This is a genomic window from Streptomyces sp. NPDC046712 (assembly GCF_040645695.1).
In the GTDB taxonomy this organism is placed as follows: Bacteria; Actinomycetota; Actinomycetes; order Streptomycetales; family Streptomycetaceae; genus Streptomyces.
Genome location: NZ_JBEYYW010000032.1, coordinates 76,579 through 94,017 on the forward strand (window position 1 = coordinate 76,579; position 17,439 = coordinate 94,017).

At 69.7% G+C, this 17,439-nt stretch carries 14 protein-coding genes, 1 tRNA gene and 1 pseudogene; 11 read left to right on the forward strand and 5 right to left on the reverse strand.

Annotated elements, in window-relative coordinates:
* Nucleotides 1-10: 10 nt before the first annotated feature.
* The 6 genes from mycP (at nt 11) to ABZ939_RS31680 (ending at nt 7,155) form a co-directional block, all read left to right on the forward strand.
* Nucleotides 11-1,237: a type VII secretion-associated serine protease mycosin gene (gene mycP, locus ABZ939_RS31655; RefSeq protein ID WP_361862809.1), complete on the forward strand. Its 1,227-nt coding sequence runs from the start codon at nt 11-13 to the stop codon at nt 1,235-1,237.
* A gap of 170 nt (nt 1,238-1,407) precedes the next feature.
* Complete coding sequence (locus tag ABZ939_RS31660) at nt 1,408-1,833, forward strand: hypothetical protein (protein WP_361862812.1); 426 nt, start codon at nt 1,408-1,410, stop codon at nt 1,831-1,833.
* A 14-nt stretch (nt 1,834-1,847) separates the two neighbouring features.
* Nucleotides 1,848-4,208, forward strand: coding sequence for a DUF6571 family protein (locus tag ABZ939_RS31665; RefSeq protein WP_361862814.1), 2,361 nt, complete (start codon nt 1,848-1,850; stop codon nt 4,206-4,208).
* A 196-nt stretch (nt 4,209-4,404) separates the two neighbouring features.
* Nucleotides 4,405-4,920, forward strand: coding sequence for a hypothetical protein (locus tag ABZ939_RS31670; protein ID WP_361862817.1), 516 nt, complete (start codon nt 4,405-4,407; stop codon nt 4,918-4,920).
* Nucleotides 4,921-4,941: 21 nt separating this feature from the next.
* Nucleotides 4,942-5,616: a hypothetical protein gene (locus ABZ939_RS31675; protein ID WP_361862820.1), complete on the forward strand. Its 675-nt coding sequence runs from the start codon at nt 4,942-4,944 to the stop codon at nt 5,614-5,616.
* 186 nt (nt 5,617-5,802) lie between these two features.
* Complete coding sequence (locus tag ABZ939_RS31680; protein ID WP_361862823.1) at nt 5,803-7,155, forward strand: S8 family serine peptidase; 1,353 nt, start codon at nt 5,803-5,805, stop codon at nt 7,153-7,155.
* Between the two features lie 36 nt (nt 7,156-7,191).
* Here ABZ939_RS31680 and ABZ939_RS31685 read toward each other — a convergent pair.
* From ABZ939_RS31685 to ABZ939_RS31705, 5 genes and pseudogenes are all read right to left on the reverse strand, one after another.
* Nucleotides 7,192-8,166, reverse strand: a pseudogene (locus ABZ939_RS31685) (serine/threonine-protein kinase); the annotation flags it as partial.
* An 8-nt stretch (nt 8,167-8,174) separates the two neighbouring features.
* Nucleotides 8,175-10,400: a serine/threonine-protein kinase gene (locus ABZ939_RS31690; RefSeq protein ID WP_361862826.1), complete on the reverse strand. Its 2,226-nt coding sequence runs from the start codon at nt 10,398-10,400 to the stop codon at nt 8,175-8,177.
* Between the two features lie 14 nt (nt 10,401-10,414).
* Complete coding sequence (locus ABZ939_RS31695; RefSeq protein ID WP_361862829.1) at nt 10,415-11,275, reverse strand: serine/threonine protein kinase; 861 nt, start codon at nt 11,273-11,275, stop codon at nt 10,415-10,417.
* A 114-nt stretch (nt 11,276-11,389) separates the two neighbouring features.
* The gene (locus tag ABZ939_RS31700) at nt 11,390-11,785 is read right to left on the reverse strand and encodes a hypothetical protein (RefSeq protein WP_361862832.1); all 396 of its coding nucleotides are present in this window, start codon (nt 11,783-11,785) and stop codon (nt 11,390-11,392) included.
* A 58-nt stretch (nt 11,786-11,843) separates the two neighbouring features.
* A tRNA-Cys gene (locus ABZ939_RS31705) sits at nt 11,844-11,915 on the reverse strand.
* Nucleotides 11,916-12,161: 246 nt separating this feature from the next.
* Between ABZ939_RS31705 and ABZ939_RS31710 the strand changes: the two genes are divergently transcribed.
* The 5 genes from ABZ939_RS31710 to ABZ939_RS31730 all read left to right on the forward strand — a co-directional run bounded on the left by ABZ939_RS31710 (nt 12,162) and on the right by ABZ939_RS31730 (nt 17,243).
* Nucleotides 12,162-13,619: an MFS transporter gene (locus ABZ939_RS31710; protein WP_361862835.1), complete on the forward strand. Its 1,458-nt coding sequence runs from the start codon at nt 12,162-12,164 to the stop codon at nt 13,617-13,619.
* 41 nt (nt 13,620-13,660) lie between these two features.
* On the forward strand, nt 13,661-13,858 hold the full coding sequence (locus ABZ939_RS31715) for an Arc family DNA-binding protein (RefSeq protein WP_361862868.1): 198 nt from the start codon (nt 13,661-13,663) through the stop codon (nt 13,856-13,858).
* Nucleotides 13,859-14,242: a type II toxin-antitoxin system death-on-curing family toxin gene (locus tag ABZ939_RS31720; RefSeq protein WP_361862838.1), complete on the forward strand. Its 384-nt coding sequence runs from the start codon at nt 13,859-13,861 to the stop codon at nt 14,240-14,242.
* Between the two features lie 107 nt (nt 14,243-14,349).
* Nucleotides 14,350-16,140: a DEAD/DEAH box helicase gene (locus tag ABZ939_RS31725; RefSeq protein ID WP_361862841.1), complete on the forward strand. Its 1,791-nt coding sequence runs from the start codon at nt 14,350-14,352 to the stop codon at nt 16,138-16,140.
* A gap of 461 nt (nt 16,141-16,601) precedes the next feature.
* Complete coding sequence (locus ABZ939_RS31730; protein WP_361862844.1) at nt 16,602-17,243, forward strand: helix-turn-helix domain-containing protein; 642 nt, start codon at nt 16,602-16,604, stop codon at nt 17,241-17,243.
* The last annotated feature ends 196 nt before the right edge of the window (nt 17,244-17,439 follow it).

A 17,439-nucleotide genomic window follows, 5' to 3' on the forward strand; every position in this document is an offset into this window, starting at 1 on the left:
GAGGAAGTAGATGCGTACCAGCAGTATTCGTTCGGGCCGCGGACGGGCAGTCGCTTCGGCCGCTCTGGGGATGCTGCTGGTGGGCATCGCTTCTGTGCCTGCGCACGCGGAGACGATCCGCTCCCGGCAGTGGCACCTCGACATCATGAGTGCCGAGAAGATCTGGAACATCACCACCGGCAAGGGCGTCACGGTGGCAGTCATCGACCGTGGTGTGGACAAGAACAACCCGGACCTGCTCGGACAGGTGTTGGGGGGCAAAGACTTCGCCCCCAATGAGCCTGGCAACCAGTTCACCGACTCCACAGGGCACGGAACGGGTATGGCGGGAATCATCGCCGGCACCGGCCAGAGCGGCGGGGGAGACGGCGCGTTCGGTCTCGCGCCGGGTGTGAAGATCATGCCCCTTCGAGTCCCCAGGCCGGACACGAACAAGAGCATGAAGGAAGCGGACGAACAGCTCAACAGAGCAGCGTCCGAGGCCATTCGGTATGCGGTCGACTCCGGTGCCAAGGTCGTCAACATCTCCCAGGGAGCGGAGTCGGGTTCGCAGCAGCTCACCGATGCGGTGAAGTACGCCCTGGACAAGGGTGCCCTTGTCTTCGCTTCCGTCGGCAACAGCGGGGACAAGGGCAACACAGTCGAATACCCGGGCGCCACGCCGGGCGTCGTCGGGGTGGGGGCCATTGACAAGAGTCTGGACCGTACGAAGGAATCCCAGTACGGGTCCCAAGTAGACATCGTGGCTCCCGGCGACAAGATCATTCATGCTTGCCGGAATGACACCAACTTGTGCGACTCCCACGGTACGAGCGCCGCCACCGCCCTCGCCTCTGCTTCCGCTGCCCTTATCTGGTCCAAGCATCCCGACTGGACCAACCACCAGGTCCTCAAGGTCATGCTCAACACCATCAACCCCCCTGGTGGCGGCGAGAAGCGCAACGACTACATCGGCTACGGCGCCATCCGCCCCCTCCGCGCCCTGAAGACTCCCGGCGACCCCGGCCCCGCCGATGTCCGTCCCATCCCGGACCTCGCGGTCGCCGAGACGACGTCGCCCTCGGCCGCTCCGTCCAAGGCCGGCGAGCAGTCCGGCGCGCCTGCGCCCGCGCCCGCACCGGTGGCCGCGGAGGACAGCGGCAGTAACACCGGCCTCTGGATCGGCCTCGGCGTCGGCGCCGCCGTCCTGATCGGTGCAGCGGTCGCCGTTCCGGTCATGCGGTCCCGACGGAGCTGACCGTTCGCTCTTGACGGGCAGCGCAGCCACCTTCGATGGTCATCGGCTGCGTTGCCCACCGCCCGGGCCGGCCACCCGCGGTTCAGGCACCCCTTCCGTCTGCGGATGACCTCCACGAGGGCCCCTGCTGAGCGGAAGCCGAAGAAGTCTCATCCACTACGGGGGAGATCATGTCGTTCGAGAACGAATGGGCCTCGGTCCGGAGCAACTCGACCAGCGCCGTCAGCATGCGGCTCAACCAGGTGCCCGCCGATCCCGGTGGAGGCAGTAGCACCGCCGATCTGAGCGTCAATCAGGACAAGCTCGGCGCCATCGGCAGCGCTGCCTACGCCCTGCACGGCCGGCTCGTGAAGGACGGGAACCACGCCCGGACCAACACCACGGAGGCGGCGACCGGGATGTCCACCAGCGGCTTCCGTACCGGGGCCGCGATGGCGACCGTTCAGGAGACGTGGAGTTCCCAGCTGAGCACCCTGTTGGACGCCTGCGCCAACATCTCCAATCACCTCGACTACAGCGCCGCCTCGCACGCCAAGGAAGAAGCCGACATCCAGGCGGCCCTCGCCGCGTCCAAGATCAACGAGTATCTGAAGTAGGGCGGGGAGCAGCTGTGCTGACCTTCGACAACGTGTATCAGGCACCGCTCGACAAGATGAAGGCTGCGGCCGACAACTGGTCAGAGATGAAGGGCAAGCTGGACAAGCTCGCCGAGGATGCCCGTACGACCATGGCCGCCAAGGCCAAGGACGACTACTGGCGGGGTGTGAACGCCGAGGTCACGAAGCCCTTCGTGGACAAGACGGCGAAGGAGTTCGAGGACGCGGCGAAGGCCGCCGACGGCATCCACAAGGTTCTCGAGGACGGCTACAACGCCTTCAAGAAGGCGAAGGACGACCTCAAGAAGATCTTCGACACCGAGGCTCCCGCACAGCACCTGGTCGTCAAGCCGGACGGCAGGGTCGAGGCTTCGTACCCGCTGGAGAAGGACAACGCAGCCCGTCATGACCCGGACTACCCCGAGGCGTTGCGCAAGCAGCGCGCGGCCATCGACGCGATGCAGAAGAGGATCGACGCGATCGTCGAGACGTGCGACGACGCCGACGTGGCCTGCTCCAACGCGCTGAAGGCCAACATCACCGGCGACAAGCACAACTTCAGCGCGCCGAAGTACGGCAGCCTGGATGCCGAGGAGGCGCAGCGCGCCCTCGACCTGGCCAAGAAGGGCCGGGACATCTCCCATGAGGAGCTCGAGCGGCTGAACGAGCTGCTCAAGGACAACAGCTCCTCCAAGCAGTTCTCCCGAACCTTCTATGACGGTCTCGGGCCCAAGGGTGCCTTGGAGTTCTTCGGCCAGCTCTCGACGGACACGTACGAGTACGCCGAGCTCGACAAGCAGCGTCTCGCCGATGTGCAGGAGCTCCAGCGCAACCTCGGTCTCAACCTCGCCGCGGCTACGCAGGGCGGCGACAAGTGGACCGAGAACTGGTCCACCGAGATGCGCAAGCTCGGCACCGAGCGCATCCCGCTGGCCAAGAACGACTACAACGGGCCGTTCGGCTATCAGTTGCTCGGCGGCATCATGCGGTACGGCAACTACAACGAGAAGTTTCTCGTGCCCATCGCCGAGCACGTGGCACAGTTGCACGCCAAGGACCCATACACCTTCGCCGACAACAAGGCGATCGGCGGATGGCAGAAGAACCCGTTCAACCCGTCCGGGGTCAACGGAGCCGGCTACGACCCCATGGTGCCGATGCTGGAAGCGCTCGGGCACAGCCCGGAGGCCGCGAAGCAATTCTTCTCCGCCGACCCCACTTCGTACAACAAGGACGGGTCTCCCGGCGGCGAGCTGAACCTTGGCAAGGACAAGGACGGCAACCGGATCGACAACTATCTCGACTTCTTCGGTAACGAGAAGTACGAGTTCTTCCCGGACATCGACGGCCACCACCCCGACGACGCAAAGAAGTCCGTGGCCTACATGCCCGACGCGCTGGGCCACGCGCTCGAGGCGGCCACACTCGGCCACGCCTGGGACGATCCGTCTCCGAAGCTCGTCAAGGACGAGACGACAGTGGAGATCATGGAGAAGGTCGTCGAGAAGTACGGGACGGACCCCGGCCTGCTCAAGAAACAGGAGTCGATGGCCGACAGCCTCGGCACCATGGGCGCGGGCTATATCGACGACCTCAACTGGGCGCTCAACGAGAACGATCCCAAGAGCATGTACGCGCCGGAGAACGCGAATTCCGCGAAGTACCCGGAGGCTCGCGACGCCAAGAACCACGCGGTGTTCGGTCGCGACGGCGCACTGGACTTCCTGAGCACGCTCGGACAGCACGCCGATTCCTACGCGACGATCGCGACGGCCGAGCGCGTCTACACCAACGGCATGCTGGACGCCCACGCCGTCGACGCCAACGGAAAGATCGACACCGGCCACGCCCGCTCCGCGATCTACACGGGTGCCGAGGTGCAGGGCATCCTGGACCAGTCGCGGGCCGATCAGGTCACCGCGGAGACTCTCAAGAAGGACGAGGAATACAACGAGGCCCTGGAGGCTCGCGCGGGGTGGATGGAGTTCGGGGCGGCCGCCGCCATCGGCGCGGGTGTGGCGTTCCTGCCGGCGACGGCCGCCGCGGCGGGAGCCGCGGCCATTCTCGTACCGCTTGCCGTGGACACAGGCAGTGGTGCGCTGGAGCAGCTGTCCGGTCAGTTCATCGGTGACTGGTCCGATGCCAAGCAGGAGGAGCACAAGGACGAGGTCGAGGACCAGATCCGGGAGCAGAAGTCGAACATCTACACCGCGGGCGAGGACAACTCGAAGGCGGCGATGAGGGACTTCATGCAGCGGCACCAGGTCGCGCCCGACAGCGACTTCGGACAGGACTTGAAGGAGTCGGCCAACGGCGGCTACGGCAATGGAAACTCCAAGGAAGAGCAGCAGGGACAGGATCCCGAGACCGGGTGACAGGGTGACTCAGGTGAAAGAGCGTCGTAGGGCGGCCTTCGCCGCGGTGTTGTCCGTACTTGTCGCCGGCGCCGTGGGGTGCGGTGGCACGAATGACGAAAAGGAGGCGCGAGACAGCGCCTCGCCGCAGGCGACGAGTTCCGAGGCCGGACTCTGCGGGGGCGCCGTCACGCCCGCGGCCCGCTCGGCTCTGTCGATGTTGACGGGCACGTCCGAACTGCATCCGACGGACGCTGCCGAGAACCCGAGCGCTACGGCCGACGGGCTGATCGCCAACTGGGCGCCGCTGAGCACGCCGTCCCACAAGAGGGATCCCGTCCCGCTCTGCTCGATCTCGACGGAGAAGAATCTCGGCGCTGGTCCCGCCGACGTCCGGATCGAGTTCCGTCTCTCCGATGCAGAAGAGGCGAAGGGCGACGGCAAGATCGCGGCGTCGTTGGAGCGGTACGAGATGGGGATCCGAGCCTCGGTCGGTACCAAGCGGGCGTACGTGTGGTTCTCGTGTGAGAGCAGTCGGCTGAGCGGATCCGAGCAGGCACCCGCATACATCCTCGCCTCGGTGGAACTCTCACGGGCGCCCAAGGGCGAGGTGGGAGCCCTGCAGGACGCCAATGCCGGCGTCCTGCACTCCTCGGCTCGAGCGGTGGCCAAGGAGTTGGACTGCGCCGGTGACGGCGGCCTCGCGCCGGAGCCGGCGCTGAAACACAGTTAGAACGGCAAGAGGAAGTTCCACGTGAGCATGCCGAATGTCCGGCGACGGTACGGCCAGATCACGCTTCTCGGCGTCGTCGCTCTCACAGCGGTGGCCTGTTCTGGTGGTGGGTCCGGCGATGGGGATAGGGAGGCGGCGACAAAGGCGGCGCTGGACAGCTGTGGCAGAGTCCTCGGGGCCGAGAATGTGGAATCCGTCCGCGCTGAGCTCGGGGGGAACGTTCGCGCGGAGAGCAAGGCCCCGGACAGGATCAAGGGTCTCTTGCTGAAGACGGCGCAGGAATGGAAGCCCGAGAGCGACGATTTCAGCCGTGCCGCCTACGATCTCTGCCTGATGAGGGCCGCCGGTGAGGAGAACCGATGGTCCGTTGTCGGCTCGGTGAAATGGTCACAGCTCACCATGCAGTCGGTGTCCAAGGGTGAGCACAGCGCGGAATGGCGCAAGGCCGCAGACGACGTGTACGTGCAGCGGCTCGCTCGTACCCCTGGCCTCGCAGCCGTCGTCCCGTGCACGTTGCCTGGTACTGCCGCCGGTCAGAGCGAACAACTCCCGTTGGAGATGGCGGTGCTGGACGACGGGCTGAGCGAGGACGGCGGCGCATTGTCGGGGCGTCTGCTCTCGGCTCTTGTTGCCAACACGCGCGCATTCCTCGGGTGCCGGGACTCCGTCTCCGTGCCGCCCGTCCTGAGCCCTTGACCGAGAAGGCGGCAGTTTCGAGGCACGGGGCATCCACACGGCTGTGATCGGCCTCCCGACATTGAACTGGTCCGCATTCACGCGGACCGGGGCCGTACGGGGGTGTCTCGCGCGTGACGAATCTGTGGGCACAGGCCAATTACCAGCCGCGCGGCGGTCGAACAGGGTGTCTGCCGCGCATGTGCGGTGACCGCATACGATCAAGTCGTCTCCGTCGACCAGGGACGGCGTACGGCGAACGGGGACGAGGCGATGAGCGGTTACGGGGAGAGCATGGCGTCCGACAGGAATCAGGGGCGGGACAGTCGGAGCGGCCGCGGTGGGGCGCTGCGATGGGCCGCCGGGATCCTCGGCTTCGCCCTGCTCGCGATCGCGGCGACGCCCGCCCACGCCGAGACCATTCGCTCCCGGCAGTGGCATCTCACCGCGATGAATGCCGAGCAGATCTGGGGCCTCAGCAAGGGCGAGGGCGTGACCGTGGCGCTCATCGACACGGGGGTGAAGGCGGTCCCCGAACTCGCGGGGCGGCTGGTCGGGGGCAAGGACTTCCCGGGTGCCGACACCGCCAAGGACAAGACCCTGGGGACGATTCCGGCTTCGGTGATCGCAGGGACGGGCAAGGGGCCCGGGGGAGTGGAGAGTGCGTTCGGGCTGGCCCCCGGGGCCAAGGTCATGCCGCTGAACATCACGGACGGCTACACGGGCAAGGGAAGCCTCGCGGACCAGGTCGACGCCGTCGCCGAGGGCCTTGCGCCGGCCCTCCGATACGCCGCGGACTCACCGGCGAAGATCATCTCCATCTCCATCTCCCTCCCCACGACCGAAGGATCCGTCGAAGTCGACGACGCAGTGCGCTACGCCCTTTCGAAAGGGAAGCTGATCTTCGCGTCCGTCGGGTCCGCCGACTACACCGACGAGCCGTCGGTCGAGTACCCGGCGACGCTTCCCGGAGTCGTCGGCGTCGGAGCGATCGACAAGAAGCTCAAGCGGGTCAAGCAGACTGCCGTCGGACCGGAGCTGGACGTGGTCAGCCCGGGGACCGAGATCATCAGCGCGTGCTCGGGCGGGACGGGGCTGTGTACGTCCAAGGGCCCCCACGTCGCAACGGCCCTCGCGGCTGCGACTGCCGCCCTCGTGTGGGCCGAACACCCGGACTGGACGCGCAACCAGGTGCTGCGCGCTCTGCTGAACACGATCAACGGACCGGAGGGAGGCGAGGTGCGCAACGACTACCTCGGTTACGGTGCCCTCCGGCCCTTGCGCGCCCTCAAGACCCCGGGCGACCCGGGCAAGGCCGACGAGTTCCCGATGCCCGATCTCCGTGACGCGTCGCCCACGCCCCCACCCGCGCCGTCCACTTCCGCCGTGCCGCCTGCCCCGACGCCGTCGGAGGCCGCGGTCGACGTCGCCGCATCCACGGATGGCGGCCACAGCCCCGGCTTCTGGATCGCGCTCGGGGTGTCGGCCGCCGGGCTGCTCTGTGTCGCCGTCGGGACGCCGCTCCTGGTGGCCGAGCGGCGGCGCACCGCGCCCTCGTAGTCCTCAGGCGTCCTTCTGTGCGAACGCCGCGACACCCCCGCCGACGGCGAGGACCGCACCCCCCGTGACGAGCGCCGTCAGGAAGCGGCGACGAGCCGGCGCTGCCGCCGACACCGCCGTGACGGACCCCGACGTGGTGTGCGCGGCGCTGTTCTCGCGCCGCTTGATGTCCTCGGCGAGCGGGCCCTTGCGCCAGGCCCGGTCGGCGCCCTTGGGCAGGGTGAAGGCAGCGGTGATCTGCGCCGGTAGGGGTCGCAGTGCCGGGTCCTTCGTGAGGCAGGGGCCGATCAGCGTCTGCAGGTCCGGCGGGACCTGGCTCAGGTCAGGGGTGCCGTGTACCACCTCGTACTGCACTGCCGCCACATGCGTTGCGTCGAATGCGCGTCGGCCGCTCGCCGCGTACACGAGGACGGCACCCAGCGAGAAGACGTCCGACGGCGGGCCGACGCGTTGACCGAGGACCTGCTCCGGGGCTCCGTACCCGGGAGTGACCGGGATCTGTCCTGTCGTCGTCAGCGTCAGGCCGTGCTCTGGGCGGGCGATGCCGAAGTCGATGACGCGCGGGCCCGACGACGTCAGCACGATGTTGCCCGGCTTGAGGTCCCGGTGGACGAGACCCGCCGCGTGGATGTCGTGGAGCGTGCGGGAGAGGAAGTGGGCCAGGGCGCGGACGGTGGGCTCGTCCATCGGTCCGTACGTACGGATGGCCTCGGCGAGGGTCGGGCCGGCGAGGAATTCGGCGGCGATCCAGGGCCGTCCGCCCTCTGTCTGGGCGCCCAAGATGCGCGCGATCCCCTTGCTCGTCACCGCTCGGGCCATTTCGGCCTCGCGGACGAAGCGCTGGGCGAGGTGGTGGTCGTGGGCGAGTTCGGGGCGTAGAACCTTGACCGCGGCGGTGCGGCCGGCGGAGTCCTGGCCGAAGTAGACCTTGCCCATGCCGCCTTCGCCGAGGACGCCGAGGAGGCGATACGGGCCGAGGCGGAGGGGGTCGCCGGTGGAGAGCGGGTTCATGGGGTCGGTCACTGGTCCTTCCGCTGCGCCTCGAAGTGCTTCAGGCTCTCGTTCCCGACGCCGTAGAACCAGCGATCCCCCGCGGCTGTGAGCCGGACGGTCCCTGATGCCAAGGTCTGCGCGTAGCGGTGCGCCGCCAGGTCGACGACACCGACGCCCTGTTCGTTCCCGAGACAGAGGACGGTGGCGCCGGCAACGGGCGGCACTTCGAGACTGGGTGTGCCGCCCGCCGTCACGTCGGTCTGCCAGGCCAGTTCGCCCCGCTGGGAGTCCACCGCCACCAGGGTACGGGTCCCTTCCACGGCATAGACCAGACCGCCGCGCACCAAGGGAGCGCCGTAGTGGCGCTCCCTCGAACGCAGGTCGCCGTAGTCGCGGTTGTGCCCGAACTTCCAGATCTCGTGCCCGTCGGACAATCGGAACGCGTACAGGAACTCGGCCCCGACGTAGATGTGCATGCCGTCCTCCGCCACCTCGGATCCGCTGGTGGGGATGTGCACGAAGGGCGTCGAGGCCTCGGGTACGACACGGCGCCACAGCACCTTGCCGGAGCGGGTGTCGTACGCGGTCAGGGTCATGTCGATCGTGGCCTGGCCGACGAGGAGTCGGTTGCCGACCGCCCGCGCGAAGTACACGTTGAAGCCGTGACCGGGCTCGGACTCCTTGATGGGGACGCGCCAGCGTTCCTTACCGGTGCCCGTGTCGAGAGCGATGAGGCACCAGTCGTACGTGCCTGGTGTCGCCTCGGGCTTCTTGCGGTCGACCGCCAGATAGATCGTGTCGTCGCTCGCGTACAGCAGTTTGGAGAGGCCGGGGATCCACGCGTGCTTGAAGTCGGCCAGCATGGCAACGGTCCGTTCCCGCTCGCCGCTGTTCGCGTCGACGGAGAAGATCGTCAGCCCGTTGACCTCGTCGGCGATCAGGCCGTAGACGTTCTTCTCGCCCGCCACGACCTGGTCGTCGTGGATCAGTTCGTTGCGCGTCCACTTCAACTCGCCCGAGGACTCGAAGGCTTGCAGCCCGTCCTTGATCATGGTCATGACCACCGAGTCCCGCGCGATCGGTGGGGTGGAACCCGTAGCTCCGGCGGCGTCGCTCGTCCACTCGGTCCGCAGCGGACCCACCTCCTCGACCGGAGTCTTCGTGGGCGTGGCCGGGGTCTTCGGCTTGGCGTCCGCCTTGTCCTGATCCCCGTCAGGGGCCAGCCACGCCCACACCCCAGCGCCCACGCCGCCCAGCCCCAGCAGCGAACCGCCTCCCGTCGCAAGGAGCTTGCGGCGGGAGAGGGCGGGGCGGGCGGGGGTGGAGGTGGGGGCGTACGGGTCGTCCTCCGGGGCCGGGAGGCGGTGGGGGTGGTGGAGCCAGACCTGTGTCGCGCGGTGGGCGATGTCCGTGAGGAGGTGGGGTGGGAGGTGGTCCGCGAACTCGCCCCGGCCGTCGTGGAGGTGGGCCGCCAGGTCGGTCGTCGTCGGGCGGGTCGAGGGGTCCTTGGAGAGGCAGGCCGTCAGGACGGGGAGCAGGGATTCGGGCACGCCCGTAAGGTCGGGCTCGGCGTAGCGGACGCGGTAGAGGAGGTCCGCCGGGGCGCCCGTGCCGAAGGGGCCGTGGCCCGTGGCCGCGAAGACCAGGACGCCCGCGAGGGCGAAGACGTCGCCGGCCGGGGTGTGTTCCTGGCCGCCCGCCTGTTCGGGGGACATGAACGCCGGGGTGCCTGCCGCCGCGCCCGTGCTCGTCAGGCGGTCGTCGCCGGCCGCGCGGGCGATGCCGAAGTCGATGATCTTCGGGCCGTAGGCGGTGACGAGGACGTTGGAGGGCTTGAGGTCGCGGTGGACGACGTCCGAGGAGTGGAGTTGCGCCAGGGCTCCCGCGAGGGCGGCGCCGAGCGCGCGGACCGTCGGTTCGGGAAGCCGTCCGCACAGCGACACCGCGTCGTCGAGCGGCGGGCCGAGGACGTACTCGGTGGCCAGCCACGGGGTTTCGGCCAGCGGGTCCGCGTCGACGACGGCCGCTCCGTGCCGGGCGCCGATGATCCGTGCCGCGTCCGTCTCCAGCCGGAAGCGGGTACGGAAGTCGGCCTCGGAGGCGAGGCGGGCGTGCATGGTCTTCAGGGCGACCGTACGGCCGCCGGGGGTGCGGGCCAGATAGACCGTGCCCATGCCGCCGGAGCCCAGGCGGGCGAGCAGACGGTACGTGGCGATGGCCGCCGGGTCGGCGTGGGTGAGCGGTGACAGCATCGTCTCGGTTCGTCTCAGTTCCAGGGCAGTTCGGCGGAGAGGATCTCGGACGACTGGCGGGCGAGCGCCGCGACGACCCGACCGGGCAGCCAGCCGGGGGTCAGCAGCGACCCCGCCGAATTGAGGACGGTCTGGTGCGGGGTGGGCGGCGCGTGCGCGGCCAGGACCTCCGCCGCGGTGGGGCGGTTCGCGGGATCGCGGGTCAGGCAGGAGGAGATCGACTGACGTAGCGCGGGCGGGAGTTCGGAGCGCTCGGGGACCGTGTGGCCGGTGGCGGCGTACGAGACGACCGTGCCGAGCGCGTACACATCACCCGGCGGCCGCGGCAGCCCGCCCGTCGCCTGCTCGGGTGCGAGCGCGCCGGCGTCCAGGTCCGAAAGCCGGCCCTCCGCCGCCCGTACCGCGCCGAAGCACGTCAGACGCGGCCCGTCGGCGGTGAGCAGGACGGCGGCGGGGGACACGCCCGCGTGCGTGACGCCCTGTGCGTGTGCGGCGGCCAGCGTCTCGGCGAGGGCGACACCGATCACCCGGACCGTTTCCTCCGGCAACGGCCCGCCGTGCACGGCGAGGGCGACGGGGAGCGGGAGGGAGGGGACGTACGGCGTCGCGTGGAACGGGGAGCCCGTGGCCGACACCTCCGTGATCGGGGCGATCCACGGGCCCAGAAGCCGCTGCCCCGCCTGTGCCTCCGTCAGGAAGCGCGAGGCGTCGGCGCCCGCCAGGGGCGCGGAGAGCAGCACCGTACGGTCGCCGTCCGCGCTGCGGGCGACGAAACGGCGGCAGGGCGCGAGTGTGCGGGGCGGGTCCAGGCGGGTGATCAGACGGTACGGGCCGATCCGTCGCGCGGACTCGTCGTTCGGGCGCGGCCGTTCCACGTGTGAACCCCCCTGTCGGCAACCCCTGCGGCCCCAGCGGTTGCTGGAGCAACAGGAGCCTACTCAAGGGGGGCGGGGGAGGTCGCAGGCCGTCGGTCCGCCGCCAGTTCGACGTCAGTCCGCGACCGGGTCCTCGGCCGGGCGCGACGCGCCGATCAGGGACAGCGCGAGGATCGAGACGCGCGTGATGAGGGCCGCGAGGAGGATCGTGCCGAACCCCTCCACCCGCCACGGGCCGATCTCGCCGCCCAGCCAGGACAGCAGCCACCAGATCAGTGAGTCCTGGACGAACCCGGCGGCGGCGAAGGCCAGCAGGGGCAGGGGCGGGACCGGGGCGGAGGGGCCGATGTAGATGAGCTGTGTGAGGAGGCCGACCACGATGCCCGCGATCAGAACGGAGAGGATCACGTCCGCGGTTTCCGCGCCCAGCGTCACGCCCGGCAGCGCAGCCCCGGAGATGCCGACTCCGACGAGTGCGCCCAATCTGCGTCTCGTGCCTGTATCAGTCATGGGCGGACTCTGACATGCGCGGTGTGATCTTGTGAAGATCCCATGGAGACGGATCCAGAGACCGTGATCGGAATCGAACCGACGTAACTCGCTTTGCAGGCGAGCCCCTCAACCACTCGGGCACACGGTCGTGTTGTGCACGAGTACGACCGTAGGGCGGGCGATCGGCGGGGCTCAAGGGTTTCGGGCGGCGTGCAATACGACTGCCATACGGCGTTCACGGTCGGGCGGTGGGGGGTGGGTGGCGGGCGGTGGGCGGCGGGTGGGCCGACGGGTCTGCCGGCCGGTCTGCCGGTCGGTCGTACGACCAAAGGAGCAGCGCGGACCCGACCCCGGACAGGGGCCATTTGGTGTTACGACCCTTACTCTGGGGACCATGAGTGCCCTCGAACCCCGCGACGCCGATGCCGATGCCGGCGTCGCACCGATGACCGCCGCCCCCTCGGGCGGCGGATCCGTGCTCGACCGGGACCACCGGGCGCTCAGTATCGGCATCGTCTCCGTCGTCCTGCTGATCGCCTTCGAGGCGACCGCCGTCGGGACGGCCATGCCGGTCGCGGCGCGGGAGCTCCACGGGATTCCGCTGTACGCGTTCGCCTTCTCCGCGTACTTCACCACCAGCCTCTTCGCCATGGTCCTGTCCGGGCAGTGGTCCGACCGCGGCGGGCCCCTCGCTCCGCTCACCGTCGGCATCTCCGCCTTCGCGGCCGGCCTGGTGCTCTCCGGGACCGCCGGCACGATGTGGCTGTTCATCCTCGGCCGGGCCGTGCAGGGGCTGGGCGGAGGGCTGGTGATCGTGGCGCTGTACGTCGTGGTCAGCCGGGCGTACTCCGAGACGCTGCGACCGGCGATCATGGCCGCCTTCGCTGCCAGTTGGGTCGTGCCCTCGGTGATCGGGCCGCTCGCCGCCGGGACGATCACCGAGCAGCTGGGATGGCGCTGGGTCTTCCTCGGGATCCCCGTCCTCGTCGTCTTCCCGCTGGCCCTCGCCCTTCCGGCGATCCGCCGTACCGCGTCCGGGTCCGCCGACCCGGCCGCACCGCTCCCGCCGTACGACCGGCGGCGGATCCGGCTCGCGCTCGGCATCTCGGCCGGGGCGGGGCTGCTGCAGTACGCGGGCCAGGAGCTGCGCTGGCTCTCGCTGTTGCCCGCGGCGGTGGGCGCGGCGCTGCTGGTCCCGGCCGCGCGGGGGCTGCTGCCGCGCGGGACGTACCGCGCGGCGCGTGGGCTGCCGTCCGTGGTGCTGCTGCGGGGGATCGCGGCGGGGTCGTTCATCGCCGCTGAATCGTTTGTTCCGCTGATGCTGGTCACCCAGCGGGGCCTGAGCCCCACGCTCGCGGGCATGTCGCTCGCGGCCGGCGGTGCGACGTGGGCGCTCGGCTCCTGGATCCAGTCGCGGCCGTGGACGGAGCCGTACCGGGAGCGGCTCGTGGTGCTCGGCATGGTGCTGGTCGCGGCGGCGATCGCCACGGCGCCGAGCGTGCTGATCGCTTCGGTGCCGGTGTGGCTGGTCGCGGTGGCGTGGGGGTTCGGGTGCCTCGGTATGGGCATGGTGATCGCCTCGACGAGCGTCCTGCTCCTGAAGCTCTCGGCGCCGGAGGAGGCGGGCGCGAACTCGGCGGCCCTGCAGATCTCGGACGGCCTCTCGAACGTGCTGCTGCTTGCGGCGGGGGGTGCGGCGTTCGCGGCGCTGGGCGGGGGAGCGGTGGGGCATGCGGCCGCCTCCGCCGAGGGCGCTCACCCCGGGGCGTTCGCGGCCGTGTTCCTGCCGATGGCGGGGGTGGCGGCGGTGGGGGCATGGGTCGCTACACGGTTGGGCGAGCGCCGGAAGTAGTATCACCGTGGCCCCATAAGCGGTACCGTGATGGTATGGCTATGAACCTGCGTCTCCGCGACGACCAGCAAGAGGCCCTCAAGCTCCGCGCTGAGGAGGAGGGTCGCAGCATGCACGCCATCGTGCTTCAGGCGATCGACCGCTATCTGGAGCAGGAGGTCGACCGGGAGGCCGTTCGCAAGCTCGGCGCCAAGTACGCGCTGCGCCATGCCGACCTGCTGAAGCGGCTGGGGGAGTAGGTGAAGTACCTGACAGCCGAGGAGGTCCTCGAACTGGCGGATCTCGCCTGCGCCGGGCAGAAGATCGCCGTGCGTGATCTCGGCCTGCTCAAGTCGGCGGTGCACCGCCCCCAGTCGCAGATGTACGGGATCGAGGCGTACAGCGATCTCTTCGAGAAGGCTGCCTCGCTGCTCCAGTCGCTCGCCGTGAATCATCCATTGGTGGACGGCAACAAGCGCATGGCGTGGATGTGCACGGTCGTCTTCCTCGACCTCAACGGCTCGGAGATGGTCGACGTCGACCAGGACGAGGCGTACAAGCTGGTCATCGAGGTGGCCTCCGGCGAGCTGGAGGACGTCACCCTGATCGCGCGACGGCTGCGAGGCCTGCACGAGGCGACGTGAGCTGAATCGCACCCGGGCGGACCCCGGGGCGTTCGTAGGAGGTTCCGGCCGGGCCGCCGGTAGGGTGGCCCGGTTGTCATACCTGGACGAGCGTCGAACCGGAGACCGTGACTACCACCGCCACCTCCTCCCATCACCTCTCTCCCGCCTTCCCCGGCCGGGCCCCCTGGGGTACCGCCAACAAGCTGCGTGCCTGGCAGCAGGGCGCCATGGAGAAGTACATCCAGGAGCAGCCCCGTGACTTCCTCGCGGTCGCGACGCCCGGCGCCGGAAAGACCACCTTCGCGCTGACGCTCGCGTCCTGGCTGCTGCACCATCACGTCGTGCAGCAGGTGACGGTCGTCGCTCCCACCGAGCACCTGAAGAAGCAGTGGGCCGCCGCCGCCGCGCGGATAGGGATCAAGCTCGACCCCGACTACAGCGCCGGGCCGCTCAGCAAGGAGTACCAGGGCGTCGCCATCACCTACGCCGGTGTCGGCGTACGGCCCATGCTCCACCGCAACCGCTGCGAGCAGCGCAAGACCCTCGTCATCCTCGACGAGATCCACCACGCCGGCGACTCCAAGTCCTGGGGCGAGGCCTGTCTGGAGGCCTTCGATCCGGCGACCCGCCGCCTCGCCCTGACCGGTACGCCCTTCCGTTCCGACACGAACCCGATCCCCTTCGTCACGTACGAAGAAGGGAACGACGGCATCCGCCGGTCGTCGGCGGACTATACGTACGGCTACGGGAACGCCCTCGGCGACGGCGTCGTGCGGCCCGTCATCTTCCTCAGCTACAGCGGCAACATGCGCTGGCGCACCAAGGCCGGTGACGAGATCGCCGCCCGCCTCGGCGAGCCCATGACCAAGGACGCCATCTCGCAGGCGTGGCGCACCGCGCTCGACCCCCGCGGCGACTGGATGCCGAACGTCCTGCGCGCCGCCGACCAGCGTCTGACCGAGGTCAGAAAGGGCATCCCCGACGCCGGCGGGCTGGTCATCGCCTCCGACCAGGACTCCGCCCGCGCGTACGCCAAGCTGATCCGCGAGATCACCGGTACCAAGGCCACGGTCGTCCTCTCCGACGAGGCCGCCGCCTCCAAGCGGATCGACGAGTTCAGCGAGAACAACGACCGCTGGATGGTCGCCGTCCGCATGGTGTCCGAGGGCGTCGACGTCCCCCGCCTCGCCGTGGGGGTCTATGCGACGACGATTTCGACCCCTCTCTTCTTCGCGCAGGCCGTCGGACGTTTCGTACGTTCACGCAGGCGCGGCGAGACCGCGTCCGTGTTCCTTCCCACCATCCCCAACCTCCTCGGCTTCGCCAACGAGATGGAGGTCGAGCGCGACCACGTGCTCGACAAGCCGAAGAAGGACGGCGAGGAGGACCCGTACGCCGAGTCCGAGAAGGAGCTGGCGGAGGCCGAGAAGCAGCAGGACGAGGACACCGGCGAGCAGGACATGCTGCCCTTCGAGGCGCTGGAGTCCGACGCCGTCTTCGACCGGGTGCTCTACGACGGCGCCGAGTTCGGCATGCAGGCCCACCCGGGCAGCGAGGAGGAGCAGGACTACCTCGGCATCCCCGGGCTCCTCGAGCCCGACCAGGTGCAGCTGCTGCTCCAGAAGCGGCAGGCCCGGCAGATCGCGCACAGCCGCAAGAGGCCGGACACCGAGGCGGATCTGCTGGAACTCCCGGCCGAGCGGCGGCCTGTCGTTTCGCACAAGGAGCTGCTCGAGCTGCGGAAGCAGCTCAACACCATGGTCGGCGCGTACGTCCACCAGAGCGGCAAGCCGCACGGCGTCATCCACACCGAGCTGCGGCGGGTGTGCGGCGGTCCGCCGAGCGCCGAGGCGACGGCCGGCCAGATCCGCGAGCGGATCAAGAAGGTGCAGGAGTGGGCTACGCGGATGCGGTAGCGCGGGTGCGGTGAGTCCGGGTGCGGTAGCTCGGGTGCGGTGAGTCCGGATGCCGTGCGTCCGGGACGCGGTGAGTCCGGAGGCCATGCGTCCGGGTGCGATACGTCCGGATGCGGTGAGTCCGGACGGCTCTGGGTCCGTACGCGAGGAGTGCGTACGGGCCTGCTCGTTTCGGGCACCCGACAAAGCCGATCTTGTCCGGCGAACTCCCCGGACCGGCCGACTTACGCCTCGAAGCGGCCGTATCCGGTCGCTCGCGCCCGGATTCTGGACGAGGTCTTCCGCTGAGCGGAGTGGCTCGCTACTGTCCCCCGCAATGCAAACGCCCCGTGGCAGCGCCGCCGCGGAGCGCAGCCGGTGCGCATGGCCTGCCGGCGGCCTCTGACGTGCGTCGCCGCGGGACCGGCGTCGCTGCTCTCGTTTGAAGGTCCGCCGTCACTCACTCCGAAGGAGAGGGCGTCGTGACCGCGGAAACCTCCCAGACGCTCGACCGGGGCCTCAGGGTCCTCAAGCTGCTCGCCGACACCGACCACGGCCTGACCGTCACCGAGTTGTCCAACAAACTCGGTGTCAACAGGACCGTCGTCTACCGTCTGCTCGCCACACTCGAACAGCACGCGCTCGTACGACGGGACCTGGGCGGTCGTGCCCGGGTCGGCCTCGGCGTGCTGCGGCTGGGCCGCCAGGTCCATCCGCTGGTACGCGAGGCCGCGCTGCCCGCGCTGCGTTCGCTCGCCGAGGACATAGGCGCCACCGCCCACCTCACCCTCGTGGACGGGGCGGAGGCGCTGGCGGTCGCGGTCGTCGAACCGACCTGGACCGACTACCACGTGGCCTACCGGGCCGGTTTCCGGCATCCGCTGGACCGGGGCGCGGCGGGCCGCGCGATCCTCGCGGCCCGGCAGGGAAGCCTGATCGAGCCCGGCTTCACGCTCACCCACGGGGAGCTGGAGGCGGGCGCGAGCGGTGCGGCGGCTCCGCTGGTCGGGGTGACGGGCATAGAGGGCAGCGTGGGCGTCGTGATGCTCGCGGACGCGGTGCCGGAGCGGGTGGGGCCGCGGGTTGTGGACGCGGCGAGGGAAGTCGCCGACGCGTTGCGCTAGAGCGCGCGGCGGACCCCCCGCCGTTGCGCTAGAGCGCGCGGCGGGCACCCCCGCGCCCCCCCCGGGTGGGCACGCCCCGCCCTCCCCCCCCGTGTGGGCAATCGTCCCGCTGGGGCGGGACGGGTGGGCACACGGGACGGCGCCCCTGCGGGCGCGTTCCGCTCCAGGGCCCCGCACCCCGAGGCCGTCCAGGTGC

What these genes read in the sequence shown, in the direction of transcription:
- ABZ939_RS31670 (WP_361862817.1), top strand. Translation starts at nt 4,405, where the DNA reads ATGTTGACGGGCACGTCCGAACTGCATCCGACGGACGCTGCCGAGAAC.
- ABZ939_RS31660 (WP_361862812.1), top strand. Translation starts at nt 1,408, where the DNA reads ATGTCGTTCGAGAACGAATGGGCCTCGGTCCGGAGCAACTCGACCAGC.
- ABZ939_RS31700 (WP_361862832.1), bottom strand. Translation starts at nt 11,785, where the DNA reads ATGACTGATACAGGCACGAGACGCAGATTGGGCGCACTCGTCGGAGTC.
- ABZ939_RS31715 (WP_361862868.1), top strand. Translation starts at nt 13,661, where the DNA reads ATGAACCTGCGTCTCCGCGACGACCAGCAAGAGGCCCTCAAGCTCCGC.
- ABZ939_RS31710 (WP_361862835.1), top strand. Translation starts at nt 12,162, where the DNA reads ATGAGTGCCCTCGAACCCCGCGACGCCGATGCCGATGCCGGCGTCGCA.
- ABZ939_RS31690 (WP_361862826.1), bottom strand. Translation starts at nt 10,400, where the DNA reads ATGCTGTCACCGCTCACCCACGCCGACCCGGCGGCCATCGCCACGTAC.
- mycP (WP_361862809.1), top strand. Translation starts at nt 11, where the DNA reads ATGCGTACCAGCAGTATTCGTTCGGGCCGCGGACGGGCAGTCGCTTCG.